At 36.6% G+C, this 15,947-nt stretch carries 16 protein-coding genes; 5 read left to right on the top strand and 11 right to left on the bottom strand.

What is annotated here, in order from left to right:
* Positions 1 to 17: 17 nt before the first annotated feature.
* From ACFSQP_RS06965 to ACFSQP_RS06950, 4 genes are read right to left on the bottom strand one after another with little or no spacing between them, the layout of a single operon-like run.
* Positions 18 to 1,490: a DUF5687 family protein gene (locus tag ACFSQP_RS06965; RefSeq protein ID WP_376892764.1), complete on the bottom strand. Its 1,473-nt coding sequence runs from the start codon at positions 1,488 to 1,490 to the stop codon at positions 18 to 20.
* A 15-nt stretch (positions 1,491 to 1,505) separates the two neighbouring features.
* Positions 1,506 to 2,204 carry a hypothetical protein gene (locus ACFSQP_RS06960; protein WP_376892762.1) on the bottom strand — a complete coding sequence of 233 codons (699 nt, stop codon included), beginning with the start codon at positions 2,202 to 2,204 and terminating at the stop codon, positions 1,506 to 1,508.
* A gap of 3 nt (positions 2,205 to 2,207) precedes the next feature.
* The gene (locus ACFSQP_RS06955; RefSeq protein WP_376892761.1) at positions 2,208 to 2,858 is read right to left on the bottom strand and encodes a hypothetical protein; all 651 of its coding nucleotides are present in this window, start codon (positions 2,856 to 2,858) and stop codon (positions 2,208 to 2,210) included.
* Between the two features lie 3 nt (positions 2,859 to 2,861).
* Complete coding sequence (locus ACFSQP_RS06950) at positions 2,862 to 3,197, bottom strand: PadR family transcriptional regulator (RefSeq protein WP_376892759.1); 336 nt, start codon at positions 3,195 to 3,197, stop codon at positions 2,862 to 2,864.
* A gap of 111 nt (positions 3,198 to 3,308) precedes the next feature.
* On the opposite strand from ACFSQP_RS06950, the gene ACFSQP_RS06945 reads away from it, so the two are divergent.
* Positions 3,309 to 4,367, top strand: a complete 1,059-nt coding sequence (locus tag ACFSQP_RS06945) for a 2Fe-2S iron-sulfur cluster-binding protein (protein ID WP_376892757.1) — start codon at positions 3,309 to 3,311, stop codon at positions 4,365 to 4,367.
* A gap of 164 nt (positions 4,368 to 4,531) precedes the next feature.
* Here the strand turns inward: ACFSQP_RS06945 and ACFSQP_RS06940 are convergent, their stop codons facing one another.
* Positions 4,532 to 5,548 (bottom strand): glycosyltransferase family 9 protein, encoded by a 1,017-nt coding sequence (locus tag ACFSQP_RS06940; RefSeq protein ID WP_376892755.1) that lies wholly within the window; start codon positions 5,546 to 5,548, stop codon positions 4,532 to 4,534.
* 69 nt (positions 5,549 to 5,617) lie between these two features.
* Entirely contained in the window at positions 5,618 to 6,226 is a 609-nt protein-coding gene (locus tag ACFSQP_RS06935; protein WP_376892753.1) for a DUF4254 domain-containing protein, read from the bottom strand.
* Positions 6,227 to 6,293: 67 nt separating this feature from the next.
* On the opposite strand from ACFSQP_RS06935, the gene upp reads away from it, so the two are divergent.
* Positions 6,294 to 6,953: a uracil phosphoribosyltransferase gene (upp, locus tag ACFSQP_RS06930; protein ID WP_376892751.1), complete on the top strand. Its 660-nt coding sequence runs from the start codon at positions 6,294 to 6,296 to the stop codon at positions 6,951 to 6,953.
* Here upp and ACFSQP_RS06925 read toward each other — a convergent pair.
* Positions 6,942 to 7,865 carry a DUF6427 family protein gene (locus ACFSQP_RS06925; protein ID WP_376892749.1) on the bottom strand — a complete coding sequence of 308 codons (924 nt, stop codon included), beginning with the start codon at positions 7,863 to 7,865 and terminating at the stop codon, positions 6,942 to 6,944. The two genes, upp and ACFSQP_RS06925, sit on opposite strands and share 12 nt — an antisense overlap.
* A gap of 164 nt (positions 7,866 to 8,029) precedes the next feature.
* On the opposite strand from ACFSQP_RS06925, the gene ACFSQP_RS06920 reads away from it, so the two are divergent.
* Positions 8,030 to 8,257, top strand: coding sequence for a DUF6341 family protein (locus ACFSQP_RS06920; protein WP_376892747.1), 228 nt, complete (start codon positions 8,030 to 8,032; stop codon positions 8,255 to 8,257).
* On the opposite strand, the gene purD is transcribed toward ACFSQP_RS06920, so the two are convergent.
* The gene (gene purD, locus ACFSQP_RS06915) at positions 8,252 to 9,523 is read right to left on the bottom strand and encodes a phosphoribosylamine--glycine ligase (protein WP_376892745.1); all 1,272 of its coding nucleotides are present in this window, start codon (positions 9,521 to 9,523) and stop codon (positions 8,252 to 8,254) included. The genes ACFSQP_RS06920 and purD overlap by 6 nt on opposite strands.
* Before the next feature lie 97 nt (positions 9,524 to 9,620).
* Here purD and ACFSQP_RS06910 point away from each other — a divergent pair, with 97 nt between their 5' ends.
* Together ACFSQP_RS06910 and ACFSQP_RS06905 are read left to right on the top strand one after the other, a co-directional pair.
* On the top strand, positions 9,621 to 10,937 hold the full coding sequence (locus ACFSQP_RS06910; RefSeq protein WP_376892743.1) for a phenylacetate--CoA ligase family protein: 1,317 nt from the start codon (positions 9,621 to 9,623) through the stop codon (positions 10,935 to 10,937).
* Positions 10,937 to 12,103: a glycosyltransferase family 4 protein gene (locus tag ACFSQP_RS06905; RefSeq protein ID WP_376892741.1), complete on the top strand. Its 1,167-nt coding sequence runs from the start codon at positions 10,937 to 10,939 to the stop codon at positions 12,101 to 12,103. Before ACFSQP_RS06910 ends, ACFSQP_RS06905 begins: the two co-directional genes overlap by 1 nt.
* On the opposite strand, the gene ACFSQP_RS06900 is transcribed toward ACFSQP_RS06905, so the two are convergent.
* The 3 genes from ACFSQP_RS06900 to ACFSQP_RS06890 form a co-directional block, all read right to left on the bottom strand.
* Positions 12,100 to 13,458 (bottom strand): exopolysaccharide biosynthesis polyprenyl glycosylphosphotransferase, encoded by a 1,359-nt coding sequence (locus ACFSQP_RS06900; RefSeq protein ID WP_376892739.1) that lies wholly within the window; start codon positions 13,456 to 13,458, stop codon positions 12,100 to 12,102. The two genes, ACFSQP_RS06905 and ACFSQP_RS06900, sit on opposite strands and share 4 nt — an antisense overlap.
* Positions 13,458 to 14,444, bottom strand: a complete 987-nt coding sequence (locus ACFSQP_RS06895) for a UDP-glucuronic acid decarboxylase family protein (RefSeq protein ID WP_376892736.1) — start codon at positions 14,442 to 14,444, stop codon at positions 13,458 to 13,460. Before ACFSQP_RS06895 ends, ACFSQP_RS06900 begins: the two co-directional genes overlap by 1 nt.
* An 81-nt stretch (positions 14,445 to 14,525) precedes the next feature.
* Positions 14,526 to 15,944 (bottom strand): UDP-glucose 6-dehydrogenase, encoded by a 1,419-nt coding sequence (locus tag ACFSQP_RS06890; RefSeq protein WP_376892734.1) that lies wholly within the window; start codon positions 15,942 to 15,944, stop codon positions 14,526 to 14,528.
* Positions 15,945 to 15,947: the final 3 nt, after the last annotated feature.

Raw genomic sequence — 15,947 nt, 5'->3', positions numbered from 1 at the left:
TAATTAAAAAGAATTGGTTAATTTTTTTCGGCAAAAGCAGCAATGGTTTTATATTTTCCTTTTTGGTAAATTATTTCAATTTTTCGAAGGAAAAAATTTCTTAAAATTAAACCTAAAATCCCGCTTAAACCTAACACGAGTATGCCTGTTTGGTAATTTACCAATTTGTAAGGCACATAAAATAGCAGCATTGGTAATACCATTTTTGGCAAGGCTATTAACAGTTGCGTCGGGTTAAAACCATTGGTATTGCTAAAGGCTTTGGCTTTGGCATTTAGTTCTACGGGCATTCTGTTTAAGGCGCCACCAAACAAGGTTATAAAGGAATTTAAACCTATATTAAAGGAGGCACCAGCGGCAATAAGCGCATAAATTTCCCAACCAAAATAAATATAGGGCGTGCTTAATATAAAGGAAATAGCCACTGCAAAAATCATTAAATACCATTTAGACTCTAGGTATTTCCGGTATGAAATATTCTGACTCATCATCATTTTATAATACTCGCTGTCCCAGGAAGGCACCAATTGCCCAAAGGTTAGCAAAAAACCTCCGGTAACAAAAATACTTGCAAAGGCTAAAATAGCGGGTGTATCCTTGTAAGTATCCTGCGGAAAAAACACCAAACCATAAAATAGAAAGAGCACAGACATTTTTAAAACTTGCTTGGGCCTAGCGTTGCGCCAAATTAATTTAATATCGTTTTTAATAAAGGGCGCCACACTGCCAAACCTATTAAACCAAGATAAATCTGTTGTTCTTACCGTTTCTATTTTCCTTGAAATGACACCGTCTAGATAAAATCCTTTTTTAATGAAATTAAAATTTAGGGTGTACAAAAACACCAACAATAAGGCCGGCACACCAGCTAGGTACGGATTGTTATACAGTGTATTAAAAGCAAAACCAATAGGCTCCGAGGCGGCATATATACCGTAATATTCCAATCCTATAAGGCTTAGTAACAACACAGCTGTAATATAAAATCCAATATTACTTTTGTTAACTAAAAAATTCAGAAAATTTATAGACCAGGTTATAAACAACACTGCTAGAAACCAGAACACCACATTTACAACTGGATAGCCATTTACTAAAAGAACGATACTAAAAGGCAAAAACAAGAAAAGAGCCAAAAAATTAAAAAAAGATAACATGGTTTTACCCAGTAAATAATGAATAACAGCATCTCTTTTTACAGGAATAACCATTAAGGGTTTTACATTCATAACCGGCAACTGTTGCATAAAATAACGCAACAAAATTTCGAATAAAAACCAATAAATTATAAAATTATTAATCGTGACTACCGGATCTGTTTCTGGCAGTGCTTTTTTAGCAATAAAAAACAAGCCTACCCCAAGAAATAAGGCAATACCACCAAAATATAAAGCGCCTAGGATAAGAAAAATTTTTACGACTATGCCTTTTTGAAAATAAGAAGCTCTTAAAAACTGCTTCCATTCCAAGGTTATAAAATGTTTTATCATATGTTTATGTTTAGTTTACGACTCCACCAAGCGGTATTCTGGGTACGTATTTTGCAGATGAAATGTAGCATTTTTTGGTAACACTACGACAGAAATATAGGTATAAATTATAACGACCGTAAAAACCACTGCACAAATAAGCGGCACACAGCCAGTAAAACCACTGGTATCTGTAAAGGTTAAAATTTGAAAAATTTGCGGCCCTATAAACAAAGTGCCCATGGAGGCGTTACGGAATATAATATCCTCCAAAAGCCACAGTTTTTTATTTGCTTTTTGTTTCTGTTTTATTTTGCGGTTTAAAGCAATGGTTTTTGCAAAAAGTATTAGGCAAAGTAGTAAAAAAAAGGCAACAAAAATTAAGCCGCCATTTTCAAAGGAAAATACGGTATAAAGCGAACCAAAAATAGCCATAGTTACCAAAATTTGAGGCAACCTAAACCAATCTTTAGCGTAATTCCAGAGCAATTTCATATATATTTTAGACATGGCTTTTTGCCGTTCTTCTACCACTTCCATAAAGCCAAAAATGCCAAATTTTTTAAATGATGCATCGCGGGCTTCTTCAAAAGTCATCTTGGGGTTTTCCTCTAGAATAACTTCAATATCATTTGCCATGTGGTCTACGAGTTCTGTTTGCAAATCGTAATATTCCACATAATGTTTTCTGGTAAAAGCGTATAAATCTGCAATGTGTGCTTCGGTTAATGCCATATATTATATAACGGGTTTATATTTTGAAACATAAAATAATCGTAATTGAAATGCTTTAAAAACCAACAACAGAAGTAGCCATATAATAACAGTCGTAAACAATACTATAAATAAGGTTGGACTAGTTTCAATTGTTTGATTCGCGTTGTAACTATTATAAATCATATTTAATACATGAAAAAGAATCACAAAATAAAAACCAAGCCGTTCTAACAACGAAAAGCGCTCTTTTTCAATTCTAGTAAAAATAAAATACATGGAACCCAAAACAACGAATAATGTCATTGGTGCATATTTTAGAATGGTATGTGCTAAATCTGGTTCTAAATAATTTCTAATAAATAAAAAAAGTAAACCCAAGCCTCCTAATGATACAATCCCAAAACCAGAAGTCGTCATTTTAAACAAGGCCTTTACATTACGCTTATCTGCTAATTTATAATAGCCATCGCTTTGTTTTAACAAATGGCGTTTGTTGTTAACCATGTAATCTTTAAAAATACAATAGAAATCGGTTGCCTCATTTTCTTGCATGCGTGCTTCAATTTCCGAAGCCACATGATCTACCATTTCCAAACGAATATCCGTAAACACAACACCCGAATTTTTTAGATAGGTTTCAATAAAACGTATTTCGTTTGCGGTTAATGACATCGTTTAATAACTTAATTTCGGATTAATTAAAGCTTGCAGTGTGGCAATATATTGTTCTAATTCAGAAATTTTATGTACCGTTTCTGTAGTGCCTTTTTCGGTGAGTTTATAATATTTGCGCAACCTGTTGTCTACTTTTGCCACCTCAACATCCAGCAGTCCTTCGGCCTCCAACTTATGCAGTGAAGGATACAGTGCGCCTTCGGTAATTTGAAGCTCCCCTTTGGTTAACGCCTTTACTTTTTGCGTAATTTCATAACCATACATTTTACCATGCTCACTTAAAAGCTTTAAAATGATGGTGTTTAAGCTACCTTTATATAATTTGGAGTTTGCCATATTAAATCAAATATATACATAAATTTCTTATGTATTCAAATTTTTAAATAATTTTTAGCAATTATATGCTTAAAAACAAAGGCTTCACTATTTTTGTGAAAAATCAAATTTATGTCGCATTTCCATACACTTACTGTACAAGAAATTCATAGAGAAACCGATAAATCTGTTGTCATCACCTTTCAGGTTCCCGAGCATTTAAAAGAAACGTATCAGTTTCAAGCAGGCCAATATATTACACTAAAAACACGTTTAAATGGGCAAGAAATTCGTCGCGATTACTCCTTGTGTTCGTCGCCTAAAAGTGGCCAACTGCAAGTTGCTGTAAAAGCCGTTGCAGATGGGATTTTTTCGGCCTATGCCAATAATACGCTGCGCGTGGGCGATACACTAGACGTGGCACCACCTAAAGGCCGATTTGTTTTTGAACCAAACGATAAAAAAACAAAAAACATAGCCTTATTTGCAGCTGGTAGCGGCATAACACCTATTTTAAGTATTATAAAGTGTGCTTTAGAAGAAGAAATACACAGTAAAATTATATTGGTTTATGGCAATAAAAGGCCACAAGACACCATGTTTTTAAACACGCTTTTAAATTTACAACAGGCGTATCAAGACCGTTTTACCATACAATTTGTGTTTAGTCAGGCCGATGAAACCGATGCTATTTTTGGACGCATAGAAAAGAGCACGGTTAATTATGTGATGAAAAATAAACACAAAAACATTGTGGTAGATGCTTTTTATTTATGTGGCCCTGAAGCTATGATCCATACGGTTAAAGATGTTTTAACCGAACACAGCATCCCAACGGAGCGTATTCATTTTGAATTATTTAAAGCTGCCAAACCTACCGAAAACACCAGCAACAATGCCATTCCTGAAGGAAAAACGCAAATTACTGTGGTGGTAGACGAAGAGGAAACAACTTTTGAAATGAGCCAAAAACAAACCGTTTTAGAAGCCGCACTGGATGAAGATTTAGATGCACCTTATTCCTGCCAAGGTGGTATTTGCAGTAGCTGTTTGGCACGTATTACCGAGGGCGAAGCCACCATGCGCCAAAATAATATTTTAACTGATAGCGAAGTTGCCGAAGGTTTAATATTAACTTGTCAAGCACACCCAACCACGCCTACACTAAAAGTAGATTACGACGATATTTAAATAAATACACAAAAAACCTGTTACAGCAAGGAAGTCCCAATAGCTAACATAACGCTATTGGGATTTTATTTTAATGGGCATTTGGTAATGGCTCTGTAAGGAAACCAAGAGCATAAGTTGCAGTAGTTGTTGTAAAACCGACTTTTTTACATTTTACAAAACCCTTATTCCATTACCGCTATCACTTTTTCAACCACGCTAGAAACTGGAATACTACCAGCAGCATCTTTATAATGTTTCGGGTATTTATTACCGTATATAGACGTTGGAATTTTTGGATACTGGTTTCTATCGGCTAACAAGGCATAATCCTCTGGTTGGTTAAAAGGGGCAAAGCCCGCATATGGGTGCGTTACACCCCAAATAGTGACTACTTTTACACCAAGCATAGCAGCTAAATGTGCATTCCCAGAATCCATGGCTAACATAACATCTAAATTGGAAATAAGATCCAATTCCTCATTAAAGTTTAAGGCCCCTGCCACATTAACAACAGCAGGTGGTGTAGCTAATTGATTTAAAATTTGAATTTCCTTTGGTCCACCACCAAACAGCAGTACCTGGTGTTTTTTAGACAAGGTGGCAATAACCTGCTTCATTAGGTTTAGTGGGTATTTTTTGCCATCGTGAGCCGCAAAAGGAGCAATACCAATGCGTTTACCTGATTTTTTGCCCACCAATTTCAAAATATGAGCGTTTAAAGTTGCGGGTTTCGGAAAACTAGGCTGACTTAAACTTATGGGAAAACCCAAGGCTTCAAACACATCCAAATAGCGTTGTTGTGTGGTTTTTAACTGCTTAAAAACCTTGCCTTTTACAAGTTGCTTTTTAGCCTTTCTACCTTTATCTATTGTTACCACCTTCCGAATGCCAAGTAATGGTTTTAGCACTTTGGTGCGCAACACCTTATGCAAATCTAAAACAGCATCAAAACCTTCTTTTTTTAAGGCTCTGGACAATCTGTATAGCCCTGGCAAGCCTTTATGTTTGCCTTTAACATCGGCATGAAAAACCCGTACATTTTCTAAATTACGAAATAACGGAGCAAAATTACCACGTGTTAACACTGTAACCTTTACCTCTGGGTATTGCGCTGTAAATGCCCGCAGTACTGGAACGGTCATTGCCACATCGCCCATGGCAGAAAGTCGGATAACAAGTATGTGTTTGGGTTTAGACATGGCTAACGGTGTTAGCTTTAGTATTACTTAAAGTAACCAATGGACACTTAAAAAAAGGGATATATCAGTTTATTTTTGAGAGCGCAGTACAGGGTTTAGCTCATCATCATTATACATTTTCATTTGCTTGTACACCTTCATGTATTTATCGCCTTTTTCAATGTCGGCTAATAGCGTATCAATGGCAGTGGATAAATCCACACGCTGCTCCAACAAAACGTCAAGTTTACTTTGGCAGGCTGCTAGGTGTGCTTCTGAAGCATCTGTACGCGTAGCCTCTTCGTGCATATGGTACACTTTTAAGGCTAAAATAGATAACCTGTCAATTCCCCAGGCAGGGCTTTCCGTATTTATAGTTGCCTGTGCTTTTGGGGTAACATGCTTGTATTTATCTAAAAAATAGCTATCTATATATTCCACCATATCGGTTCTATCCTGGTTGGAGGCATCTATTTGACGTTTCAGTTTTAAAGCCGCTACCGGATCTATTTGTGGGTCGCGAATAATGTCTTCATAATGCCACTGTACGGTGTCTATCCAACATTTTCTGTATAGTAAATGCTCCAATGTTTGTGTGTCCTTATCGTAAGGATTGCTAAAAGGTTGGTCTACGGAATCAACAACATGATAGGTTTTTATAACCTCTTGAAATATTTTATTGGCTTTTTCTGAAAACATAATGTAAAAATTTTGAAAGACAAATATAAACCTATTTATTAACTTTACGGTTCAAAACAAAAACAGGATGCATATTCATAATATTTCGGACAACAATTCAATTTTAAATACTTTCATTTCTGAAATGCGCGACAAACACATTCAAAAAGACGCCATGCGTTTCAGACGAAATATAGAACGCATTGGCGAAATTTTGGGATATGAATTAAGCAAATCGCTGCAATACGAACCCATAAATATTCAAACACCACTGGGTACGGCTTCCGAATTTATAGCCACAGACAATATTGTTTTATGCTCCATTTTACGCGCTGGTGTTCCGCTACATAACGGTTTACTAAACTATTTTGATAAGGCAGAAAATGCTTTTATTTCAGCTTACAGACACCATAAACACAACCCGGAAAGTTTTGAAATAGTTGTTGAATATTTGGCCTGTCCAGATTTAGAAGGCAAAACACTTATTTTGGCAGATCCTATGCTAGCCACTGGGCAGTCTATGGTAGCTACTTTTGAAGCGCTAAAGCCTTTTGGAAAGCCAAAAGCGGTTCATTTGGTAAGTGTTATTGGTGCACAAGAAGGTTTGGAATACGTTGCAAAACATTTTAGTGCGGACACCCACCTTTGGATTGCCACGGTAGATGCCCAATTAACCAACAAAGGCTACATTATGCCTGGCTTGGGCGATGCTGGCGATTTAGCCTTTGGCCAAAAACTACAAAATTAGACCAAAACCTGTAGCTACAATAAGCAGCCAAATTAAAATTTCGCGAAACCATTTTTCCGAAATATGTTCTACATAGTTTGTTACAATAAGTGCCAACGGACCCACCAAAAAAATAAACTCGGCGCCCGTTTTTTCTGGCGCAATACCAATAATTAGCAAACCAATAATGGCCGTTAATAAAATAAGCATGTAGGAGGGCCTGTAATTTTTGGCTTTGTTTTTAATATTAAATAGGTAATAAACCGAAGCCCAAACAAAATACGACAAGTAACAAGTAGCTCCAATAATAATCTGCCGCGTATTTAAAGCACTAAAATCCAAACTAATGCTGGTATTAATTTGCTGTATAAAATACAAAACAGGAATACCCAAAAGTATTAAAACCGTGCAACCAATTAAGCCCACAGATAAAGCCCCTACAACCGGAATAAGCCAATTTTTTGTGCCGTTTATAACATACAACACAAGCGCTGCGTAGAGTATTACAAAAAATAAGATGCTCCAAAAATAAAACAAGCTAGCCAAACTTATCCAAATGGCAGCATCTAATATTTTTTTCTTAACATCTTTTTGCGAGCGCAAGCTAACCAAGCGCCGTAAAGCTAGTAAGATGAAAAAATGCGCCACAATTAATTTTGTATGTGTTAATGTTTGCAACATTAACAGCATAAACAAGCCATAAAACAGGAGGTTGTAACTGTTTTTTTGTGTGAGTTTGTTTTTGCTTGAAAAGAACTCGAAAACAAATAACGCAGCGAAACAAATAATAAAGATTCCTAGTTTTTGAACTGCCCATAAAATAGAAACTTCAGAACTTAAGCGATAATTGGCAATGCCGAAACCCACAAACAAACCAAGTAATACAAGCACAAAATGTACGGGTGTGGATTTTTTAAAAAACTTTGAAATCATTATTTTGGACGCACTAAAATATTTGGACGTTAAGTAAATTGGGTAAATTACTAATATTCTCAACAAATAATTTACATTTCTTTTGAAAAAGATGTAATTTTGCCTTTACAGAAGTTTATACAGACATTCAACGCTCATAATTTTGAGCTTTAAAAATTTATATCATGACAGATTTCTTTTATGCCATCGAGGACTTATTTGTAAATGTATTATTTGCTCCTTTTGATGCTTTTGCTGTTTTAGAGTTAGAAAATTGGTTTGCAGCCAATGCCGTAAATTGGCTTTTTATGATAATTGGAGCCGTAGCATTTGTTTACTGGATGATTCAACTAAAGAAGTTTAACGACAACAACGAGGAAGATAAAAGCATTACCTCGCACAGTTATCTATAAATCGAATCCAATATCTTTTCTATAATACATCGTATCAAAATATAGCTTATCTATGTTTTGATACGATTTTTTTAGTGCCTCTTGGTACGTATTGCCATAGCTAGTAACGGCCATAACCCTTCCCCCCGATGTAATTACCTTTTCATTTTCAAGTATGGCACCTGCGTGAAATACTAGCGAATCGGTTATGGTTTCTAATCCGCTTATTTCCTTCCCCTTTTGGTAAGCCTCTGGATAACCCCCAGACACCAACATTACAGTTGTAGCGGCGCGCTTATCAATTTCAATATCAATAGCATCTAGTGTTTCAGTAGCCATTGCCTGAAATATCTGAACCAAATCGTTTTTTAAACGGGGTAAAACCACCTCGGTTTCTGGATCGCCCATACGCACATTGTATTCAATAACTTTAGGGCTATTGCCTACCTTTATTAAGCCAATAAACACAAATCCTTTGTAGGGTAAATTGTCTTTTTGAAGTCCGCTAATTGTTGGTTTTACAACCTGCTCTTCAATTTTATTTAAAAATTCTGCTGTGGCAAAAGGCACAGGCGAAACGGCTCCCATACCACCCGTATTTAAACCTGTATCGCCTTCTCCAATACGCTTATAGTCTTTGGCAGTTGGTAATATTTTATAGTTTTTACCGTCTGTTAACACAAAACAACTTAATTCAATACCGTCTAAAAATTCTTCAATAACTACGGTTGTTCCTGCGCTGCCAAATTTAGAATTTAACAACATATTTTTTAGTTCGGTTTTAGCCGCTTCTAACTCATTAAGTATAAGCACGCCCTTTCCGGCCGCCAAACCATCTGCTTTTAAAACATAAGGTGGTTTTAAGGTTTCTAAAAAGGCACAACCAGCTTCCACTGTTTCGGCATTAAAACTCTGGTAAGCAGCGGTAGGTATGTTATGGCGCATCATAAATTGTTTGGCAAATGCTTTACTACCCTCCAACTGGGCGGCAGCTTTTTGCGGACCAATTACCACTACATGTTTTAGAGCCGCGTCCTGTAAAAAGAAATCGTGAATACCTTGTACCAGCGGATCTTCAGGGCCCACTACTACCATAGTAATATGTTTATCCAACACCAGTTCTTTTATGGCCTTAAAGTCTGTTACACTTACGGGCACATTGTTTGCAATGGCTGCCGTTCCGGAATTACCCGGCGCTACAAAAAGTGTGTTACACAACGGGCTTTGTTTTATTTTCCATGCAAATGTATGTTCTCTGCCGCCAGATCCTAGTATTAAAATATTCATATTTTTTGTATTGTAGTTGTTGCTGTTTGCTGCAAAAATAATTGCTTTTAAACTTAAAAAGCAATTATTTTACAAAAACATATAAACGCCATTTGGTTTGAACTTATTCGATTTTTCATTAAAACTTAACGGATTCCCCATAAAGCTAGCCGAAAAACATTTAATGGTTGTACAAAACCTAAAAGCCGATGCGTTTAAAGCCTATGTAGCAGAGAAAAAAACAGATATTGTTGCCTACCATATGGCAAACAATCCATTTTATCAGGATTTTGTAAAAAACATTAACCCGGAAAGTTGGAGCCAAATACCCATTATTACCAAGCAAGACTTACAACAGCCGTTGGCAAAACGTTTATCTAGAAACTACAGTAAAAACCAAGTTTATATTAATAAAACCTCCGGTGCTTCTGGCGAACCTTTTATTTTTGCGAAAGATTATTTCTGCCACGCCCTTACTTGGGCTGTTATAAAAAACCGATTTTCTTGGTATGGTTTAAACTTTAACAATTCCAAACAAGCCCGGTTTTATGGCATTCCACTAAACACCAAAGATTATTATAAAGAGCGCCTTAAAGACGTTTTAAGCAACCGGTATCGGTTTCCTGTTTTTAATTTAAGTGCCGCGGCTCTGGAGGCTTATTTAGAAAAATTTAAGTCTACCGCATTTCAGTATATAAACGGCTATACCAGTACTATTGTACAGTTTGCCAAGTATTTGGAGCAGAAGAATCTAGTTTTAAAAATAATATGTCCTACACTAAAGGTATGCATTGTAACTTCCGAAATGCTTTTTGATAGCGATAAAAAACTTATGGAAAAACAGTTTGGTGTTCCTGTTGTAAACGAATATGGTGCATCGGAATTGGACATCATTGCTTTTGAAAATACCCAAAACCAGTGGCAAATAACCAGTGAAACGTTGTTTGTTGAAATTGTAGATGAACAAAACAAAATAGTACCATTGGGCCAAGAAGGCCGCATAGTTATTACTTCTTTGTACAATAAAGCACATCCGTTTATTCGATACGATATTGGTGATATTGGAAGCCTTACGGAAAATAGTACTTTACAAAAACCCATACTTAAAAAGCTAACAGGGCGCTGCACAGATTTTGCCATGTTACCCAGCGGTAAAATAGCTCCCGGCTTAACCTTTTATTATATAACCAAACAAATTATTGAAAATGAGGGCTTGGTACGCGAATTTACCATTCAACAATTGGAGCCTAACACCTTTAAAATAACCTATGTTAGTGCAAGCAGTTTAACCCATGCTAAACAACAAGAAGTTATTACCGAAATGACGCGTTATTTAGAACCTAATTTAACCTTTATTTTTGAACGCACCACCAACTTAAAGAGAAGTAAAAGTGGTAAATTAAAACAGTTTTCCTCTGTTGTAAAGCAACCCTAATGGCCAAAAGTATTTTAATTATTACTAGTTACTACCCGCCAGAAAGCGGCGCTGCTGCCAACCGTATATTTGAATTGGCAACGGGATTACAAAAACACCATTTTAGGGTATCTGTAGTTACGCCCATGCCCAATTACCCAAAAGGAAGTATTTTTAAGGCCTACAGCGGTAAATTAAAACAAACGGTTCTAGAACAGAATGTCACAGTACACCGGTTATGGTTGTACGCTAGCAATTCTAAAAACAAGTTACTACGCTTGTGGGCCATGATATCCTATAGTTTAAGTTTAATTTGGTTTTTTATTTGGCATAAAATTCCGGATACTGTTATCGTGCAATCGCCCCCACTGGTAGTTGCGTTTACTTGCATGTTGTGCTTAAGACGCAAAAAAAGAAAACTTATTTTAAATGTAAGCGACTTATGGCCTATGGCGGGTTTAGAATTAGGCGCTTTTAAAAAGAATTTTAGTTATAAAATTTTGGAAAAAATAGAGCGATTTAATTACAACCAAGCCGATTTACTATTGGGACAAAGCCACGAAATTATTGCGCATATACGTGGTATGTTTCCAGAAAAAAAAACCTTCTTATACCGAAATTACCCCAACTTTAAGCCGCCCATTTTATTAGATTCCTCAAAAAATGCTAACAAAATTACGCTGGTTTATGCCGGCCTCTTGGGTGTTGCACAAGGTATTTATAAACTCTGTACCAGTTTGGATTACACGCATATAGTGTTTCATATTTATGGGGCAGGTGCAGAAAAAGAAAGCATCGTTCAGTTTATTAATAGCAACCCCCAATTACCCATCGTGTACCATGGCGAAGTGTCCAGGAACGCGCTACACCAAGTGTTAGGCCGTTATGATGTTACCATTATTCCGTTACTAAATAGAATTTATGGTTCAGTACCATCCAAAATATTTGAATACGCCAGGCTAGGAATTCCTATGCTTTATTTTGGTGGAGGCGAAGGTGAAACGCTCATTAAACAGTACGAATTAGGATGGGTTGTTGAAGCTGGAAATTATCAGGCATTAAACCAAACCATTAAAACGCTAACAACAGCGGGAATAGACAGTAAAAACCGTCTTATTATACAACAAACGGCTCAAAAAAATTTCGACTTTAACAAGCAACTCTCACAGCTGAAAAAATTGCTTTAATAGGCTTTTTCTTCGCCTTTAATGGCGTTTAAAAAGGTTTTAATAATGATTTTTAAATCTAATAGAAGCGACCAGTTTTCAATATAAAATATGTCGAATTTAACACGGCCAATAATGTCCTTATCGGTTTCTACTTCGCCGCGGAACCCACTAATTTGAGCCAAACCTGTTATTCCTGGCTTTACAAAATGGCGTACCATAAACTTATCTATACGCTTGGCATACATATTTGTATGGCTTACCATGTGTGGTCTGGGCCCTACTACAGACATATCGCCAAAAAACACATTATAAAATTGAGGCAATTCGTCAATGCTGGTTTTGCGTATAAACCTACCTATTTTAGTTATGCGCTGGTCGTCCCGTGTAGCTTGATACAAATGTGCGTCCTTATTAGGCATCATGGAGCGGAATTTATAACAATTAAACTCTTGGTAATTAAACCCATTTCTGGTTTGTTTAAAAAACACAGGACCTTTGGATTCTAATTTAATAAGGATAGCAATAATGGGTGTTAACCAGGATAAGATGAAAAGAATAACACAAGCAGAAAAAACAATATCGAAAAAGCGCTTTACAAATAAATTTGCGGGATCGTCCAGAGCGATATTTCGAAGAGATAAAACCGGAATATAATCGTAGTATTCATAGCGCAATTTTTTGGCATAAATATCCTTATTATCTGGAATAAACTTTAGTACAATTAAATTGTTATCGGCAAAATCGATAACCCGACTCATTTCCGAATTGGTAAGTTCAGATACGGAGCAGTACAGCTCTTCGATAGCTTCTTCTTTAAGAAACTTAAAACAGGCTTCTAGCGTGCTACCATTTTTATCTTTTAAACTAAAGGTTTTTTTTAGCTTATAGCCATATTCGGGTCTGGTATTGAAAAATTTTTCTAAATCGGCGGATTGTTTATTCCGTCCAATAATAACGGTAGTTCGGAAATTGCCTCCTAAAACACTTCGGTATTTTTGCAACAAATAATAAAACGTAATTTTAAATGCAGTAACAATTAAAAATACGGCACCAATGTATTTTAAAATAGTGCGAGGTTCCAAATCTAGTTCGCTATAAAAGCCAGAAAAAGCAAATACAAACAACCCAAACAGCACCATTTGCTTAAAAGCCAATGAAATAATGGTTACCTCTTTTGTGTATCTAAAAACCTCGTAAAATCCAGACTTTACAGATATAAAAATCCAGCCCAAAGTAGTTACAATGGTAAAAGGAATAGGGTTAATGTTAGGAAAAAAGTAAAACACCGCCAAGATATTTATAACACCTAAATCGAATGCATATGAAATAGGCCTTATATAAATGGAATATCTACCGTGTTTTATTTGACTCATTATGCTTTAATATGCTTGGAAAAATCTTTGTGCTCGCTTCTGTTTAGTTCCTCTGGTGTTAGCTGCTTAAAATATTGAAACGTTTTGGCCATGCCCTCTGCCCGGTCCACCTTTGGTGTCCAGTTTAATAGTTTTTTTGCCAACGAAATATCTGGTTGTCTTTGCAACGGATCGTCTGTTGGCAAAGCTTTGTAAACTATTTTTTGATTGGTACCGGTTAGTTTTATTATTTCTTCGGCAAAATCCTTGATAGTTATTTCGTGCGGGTTACCAATATTTACGGGGTAGGCGTAGTCACTAAAAAGTAATTTAAAAATACCATCTACCTGATCGTCTACATAACAAAATGAACGCGTTTGTGCACCGGTACCAAACACCGTTAAATCTTCGCCACGTAGTGCTTGCCCCATAAAGGCTGGAATTACACGCCCATCATTTAGGCGCATTCGCGGTCCGTAGGTATTAAAAATACGCACAATGCGGGTTTCTAAACCGTGAAATCTGTGGTATGCCATAGTTATCGATTCCTGAAACCGTTTGGCTTCGTCATAAACGCCACGTGGTCCTATGGTATTTACATTACCATAGTAGTTTTCGGTTTGTGGGTGTACAAGCGGATCGCCATAAACCTCGGACGTGGAGGCAATTAGTATTCTAGCCTTTTTAGCCTTTGCCAAACCCAATAAGTTATGAGTCCCTAAAGAGCCTACCTTAAGCGTTTGGATGGGTATTTTTAGGTAATCGATTGGGCTTGCCGGCGATGCAAAATGTAAAATATAATCCAAAGGTCCATCTATTTTTACAAATTGCGTTACATCGTGTTCAATAAATTCGAAGTTTTCATGCTCCATTAAATGCGCAATATTTTTTTTATCGCCCGTAATGTAGTTATCCATTCCGATAACCTGAAAGCCCTCTTTAATAAAACGGTCGCTTAAATGCGAACCTAAAAAACCTGCTGCCCCTGTTATTAATACCTTTTTCATAAATAAATTAATGCTTTAAAGCCAATTACTAGAGCCTTATGCTACCTAGCAAATGTTGTAATTATATCCAGTTATTATTAATTAGTTAGACTGCATAAAATTTGGCCGTTGGCTTCCTATTTTATAGTAAATAAACCCTATATCTTCCATTTCTTGTTGGTTTAAAATACCCCTACCGTCAAATACAAATGCTGGTTTTTCCATGGCGTCAAAAATGGCTTGCCAGTTATAAGTTGTAAATTCGTCCCATTCGGTTAAAACAGCAATGGCGTGCGCATTTTTACAAGCTTTGTAAGGGTCCTTTTCAACCGTTAAAAGTTGTCTGTTTTGCTCTGGCAACCGGGTATTTAAATATTCTAAATCTGCATAAATACGCTCCGAAGCCACTTTAGGATCGTATACAACTACATGAGCTTGCTCGCTTAACAAATTATCGGCTACTTGAATGGCTGCCGACTCGCGCGTGTCGTTTGTATCCTTTTTAAAGGCCCAACCCAGAAGCGTTATTTTCTTGCCAGAAACGGTATTGTATAGCGTTTTTACAATATGGTCTGAAAAGCGTTGTTTTTGATGATTATTCATAAGCACCACCTGCTCCCAGTAATTGGCAACCTCATCTAAACCGTAGGATTTAGCAATATAAACAAGGTTTAAAATATCTTTTTGAAAGCACGACCCTCCAAAACCTACGGATGCTTTTAAAAATTTTGGTCCAATGCGGGTATCCATGCCAATAGCTTTGGCTACCTCATTGACATCGGCACCTGTTTTTTCGCAAATTTCGGACATGGCATTAATGGAAGAAACGCGTTGTGCAAGAAAGGCATTTGCGGTTAGTTTGGATAATTCTGAAGACCACACATTGGTAGTTAAAATTCGGTTTTTAGGCACCCATTGCGCGTAAACATCCACTAGTGCTTGAATGGCTTTTTCGCCTTCTGGTGAGGTATCGCCACCTATAAGCACGCGATCTGGATGTAACAAATCCTGTACAGCGGTGCCCTCGGCTAGAAACTCGGGGTTCGATAATATTTGAAAAGAAGCCTTGTTGCCTGAATTGTCTAAAATACTTTTTATGGCCGATGCCGTACGTACGGGCAATGTCGATTTTTCAACAATTATTTTATCCTGTTTGGCCACTTTAGCAATTTGACGGGCACATAACTCGATATATTTTAAATCGGCTGCCATGCCTTTACCTTTACCATAGGTTTTGGTTGGTGTATTTACAGAAATAAAAATCATTTCGGCGTTGGTAATGGCTTTTTCTACATCTGTTGAAAAAAACAAATTTCTATTTCGTGCTTCCTTAACAATGGCATCTAAACCTGGCTCGAAAATAGGTAGATTATTTAAATCTGCATCATTCCAAGCAGCAATACGCGCTTCGTTAATATCTACTACCACCACGTTTATATCCGGACATTGCTGCGCAATTACAGCCATAGTAGGGCCTCCAACATAACCAGCACCAATACAACAAATGTTTTTGATTTTCATAAT

Origin of the sequence: Bizionia sediminis (genome assembly GCF_042684585.1) — a bacterium.
GTDB lineage: Bacteria > Bacteroidota > Bacteroidia > Flavobacteriales > Flavobacteriaceae > Algorimicrobium > Algorimicrobium sediminis.
Note: the sequence above shows the minus strand (reverse complement) of the source record. Positions and strands in the feature narration are given on the sequence as shown.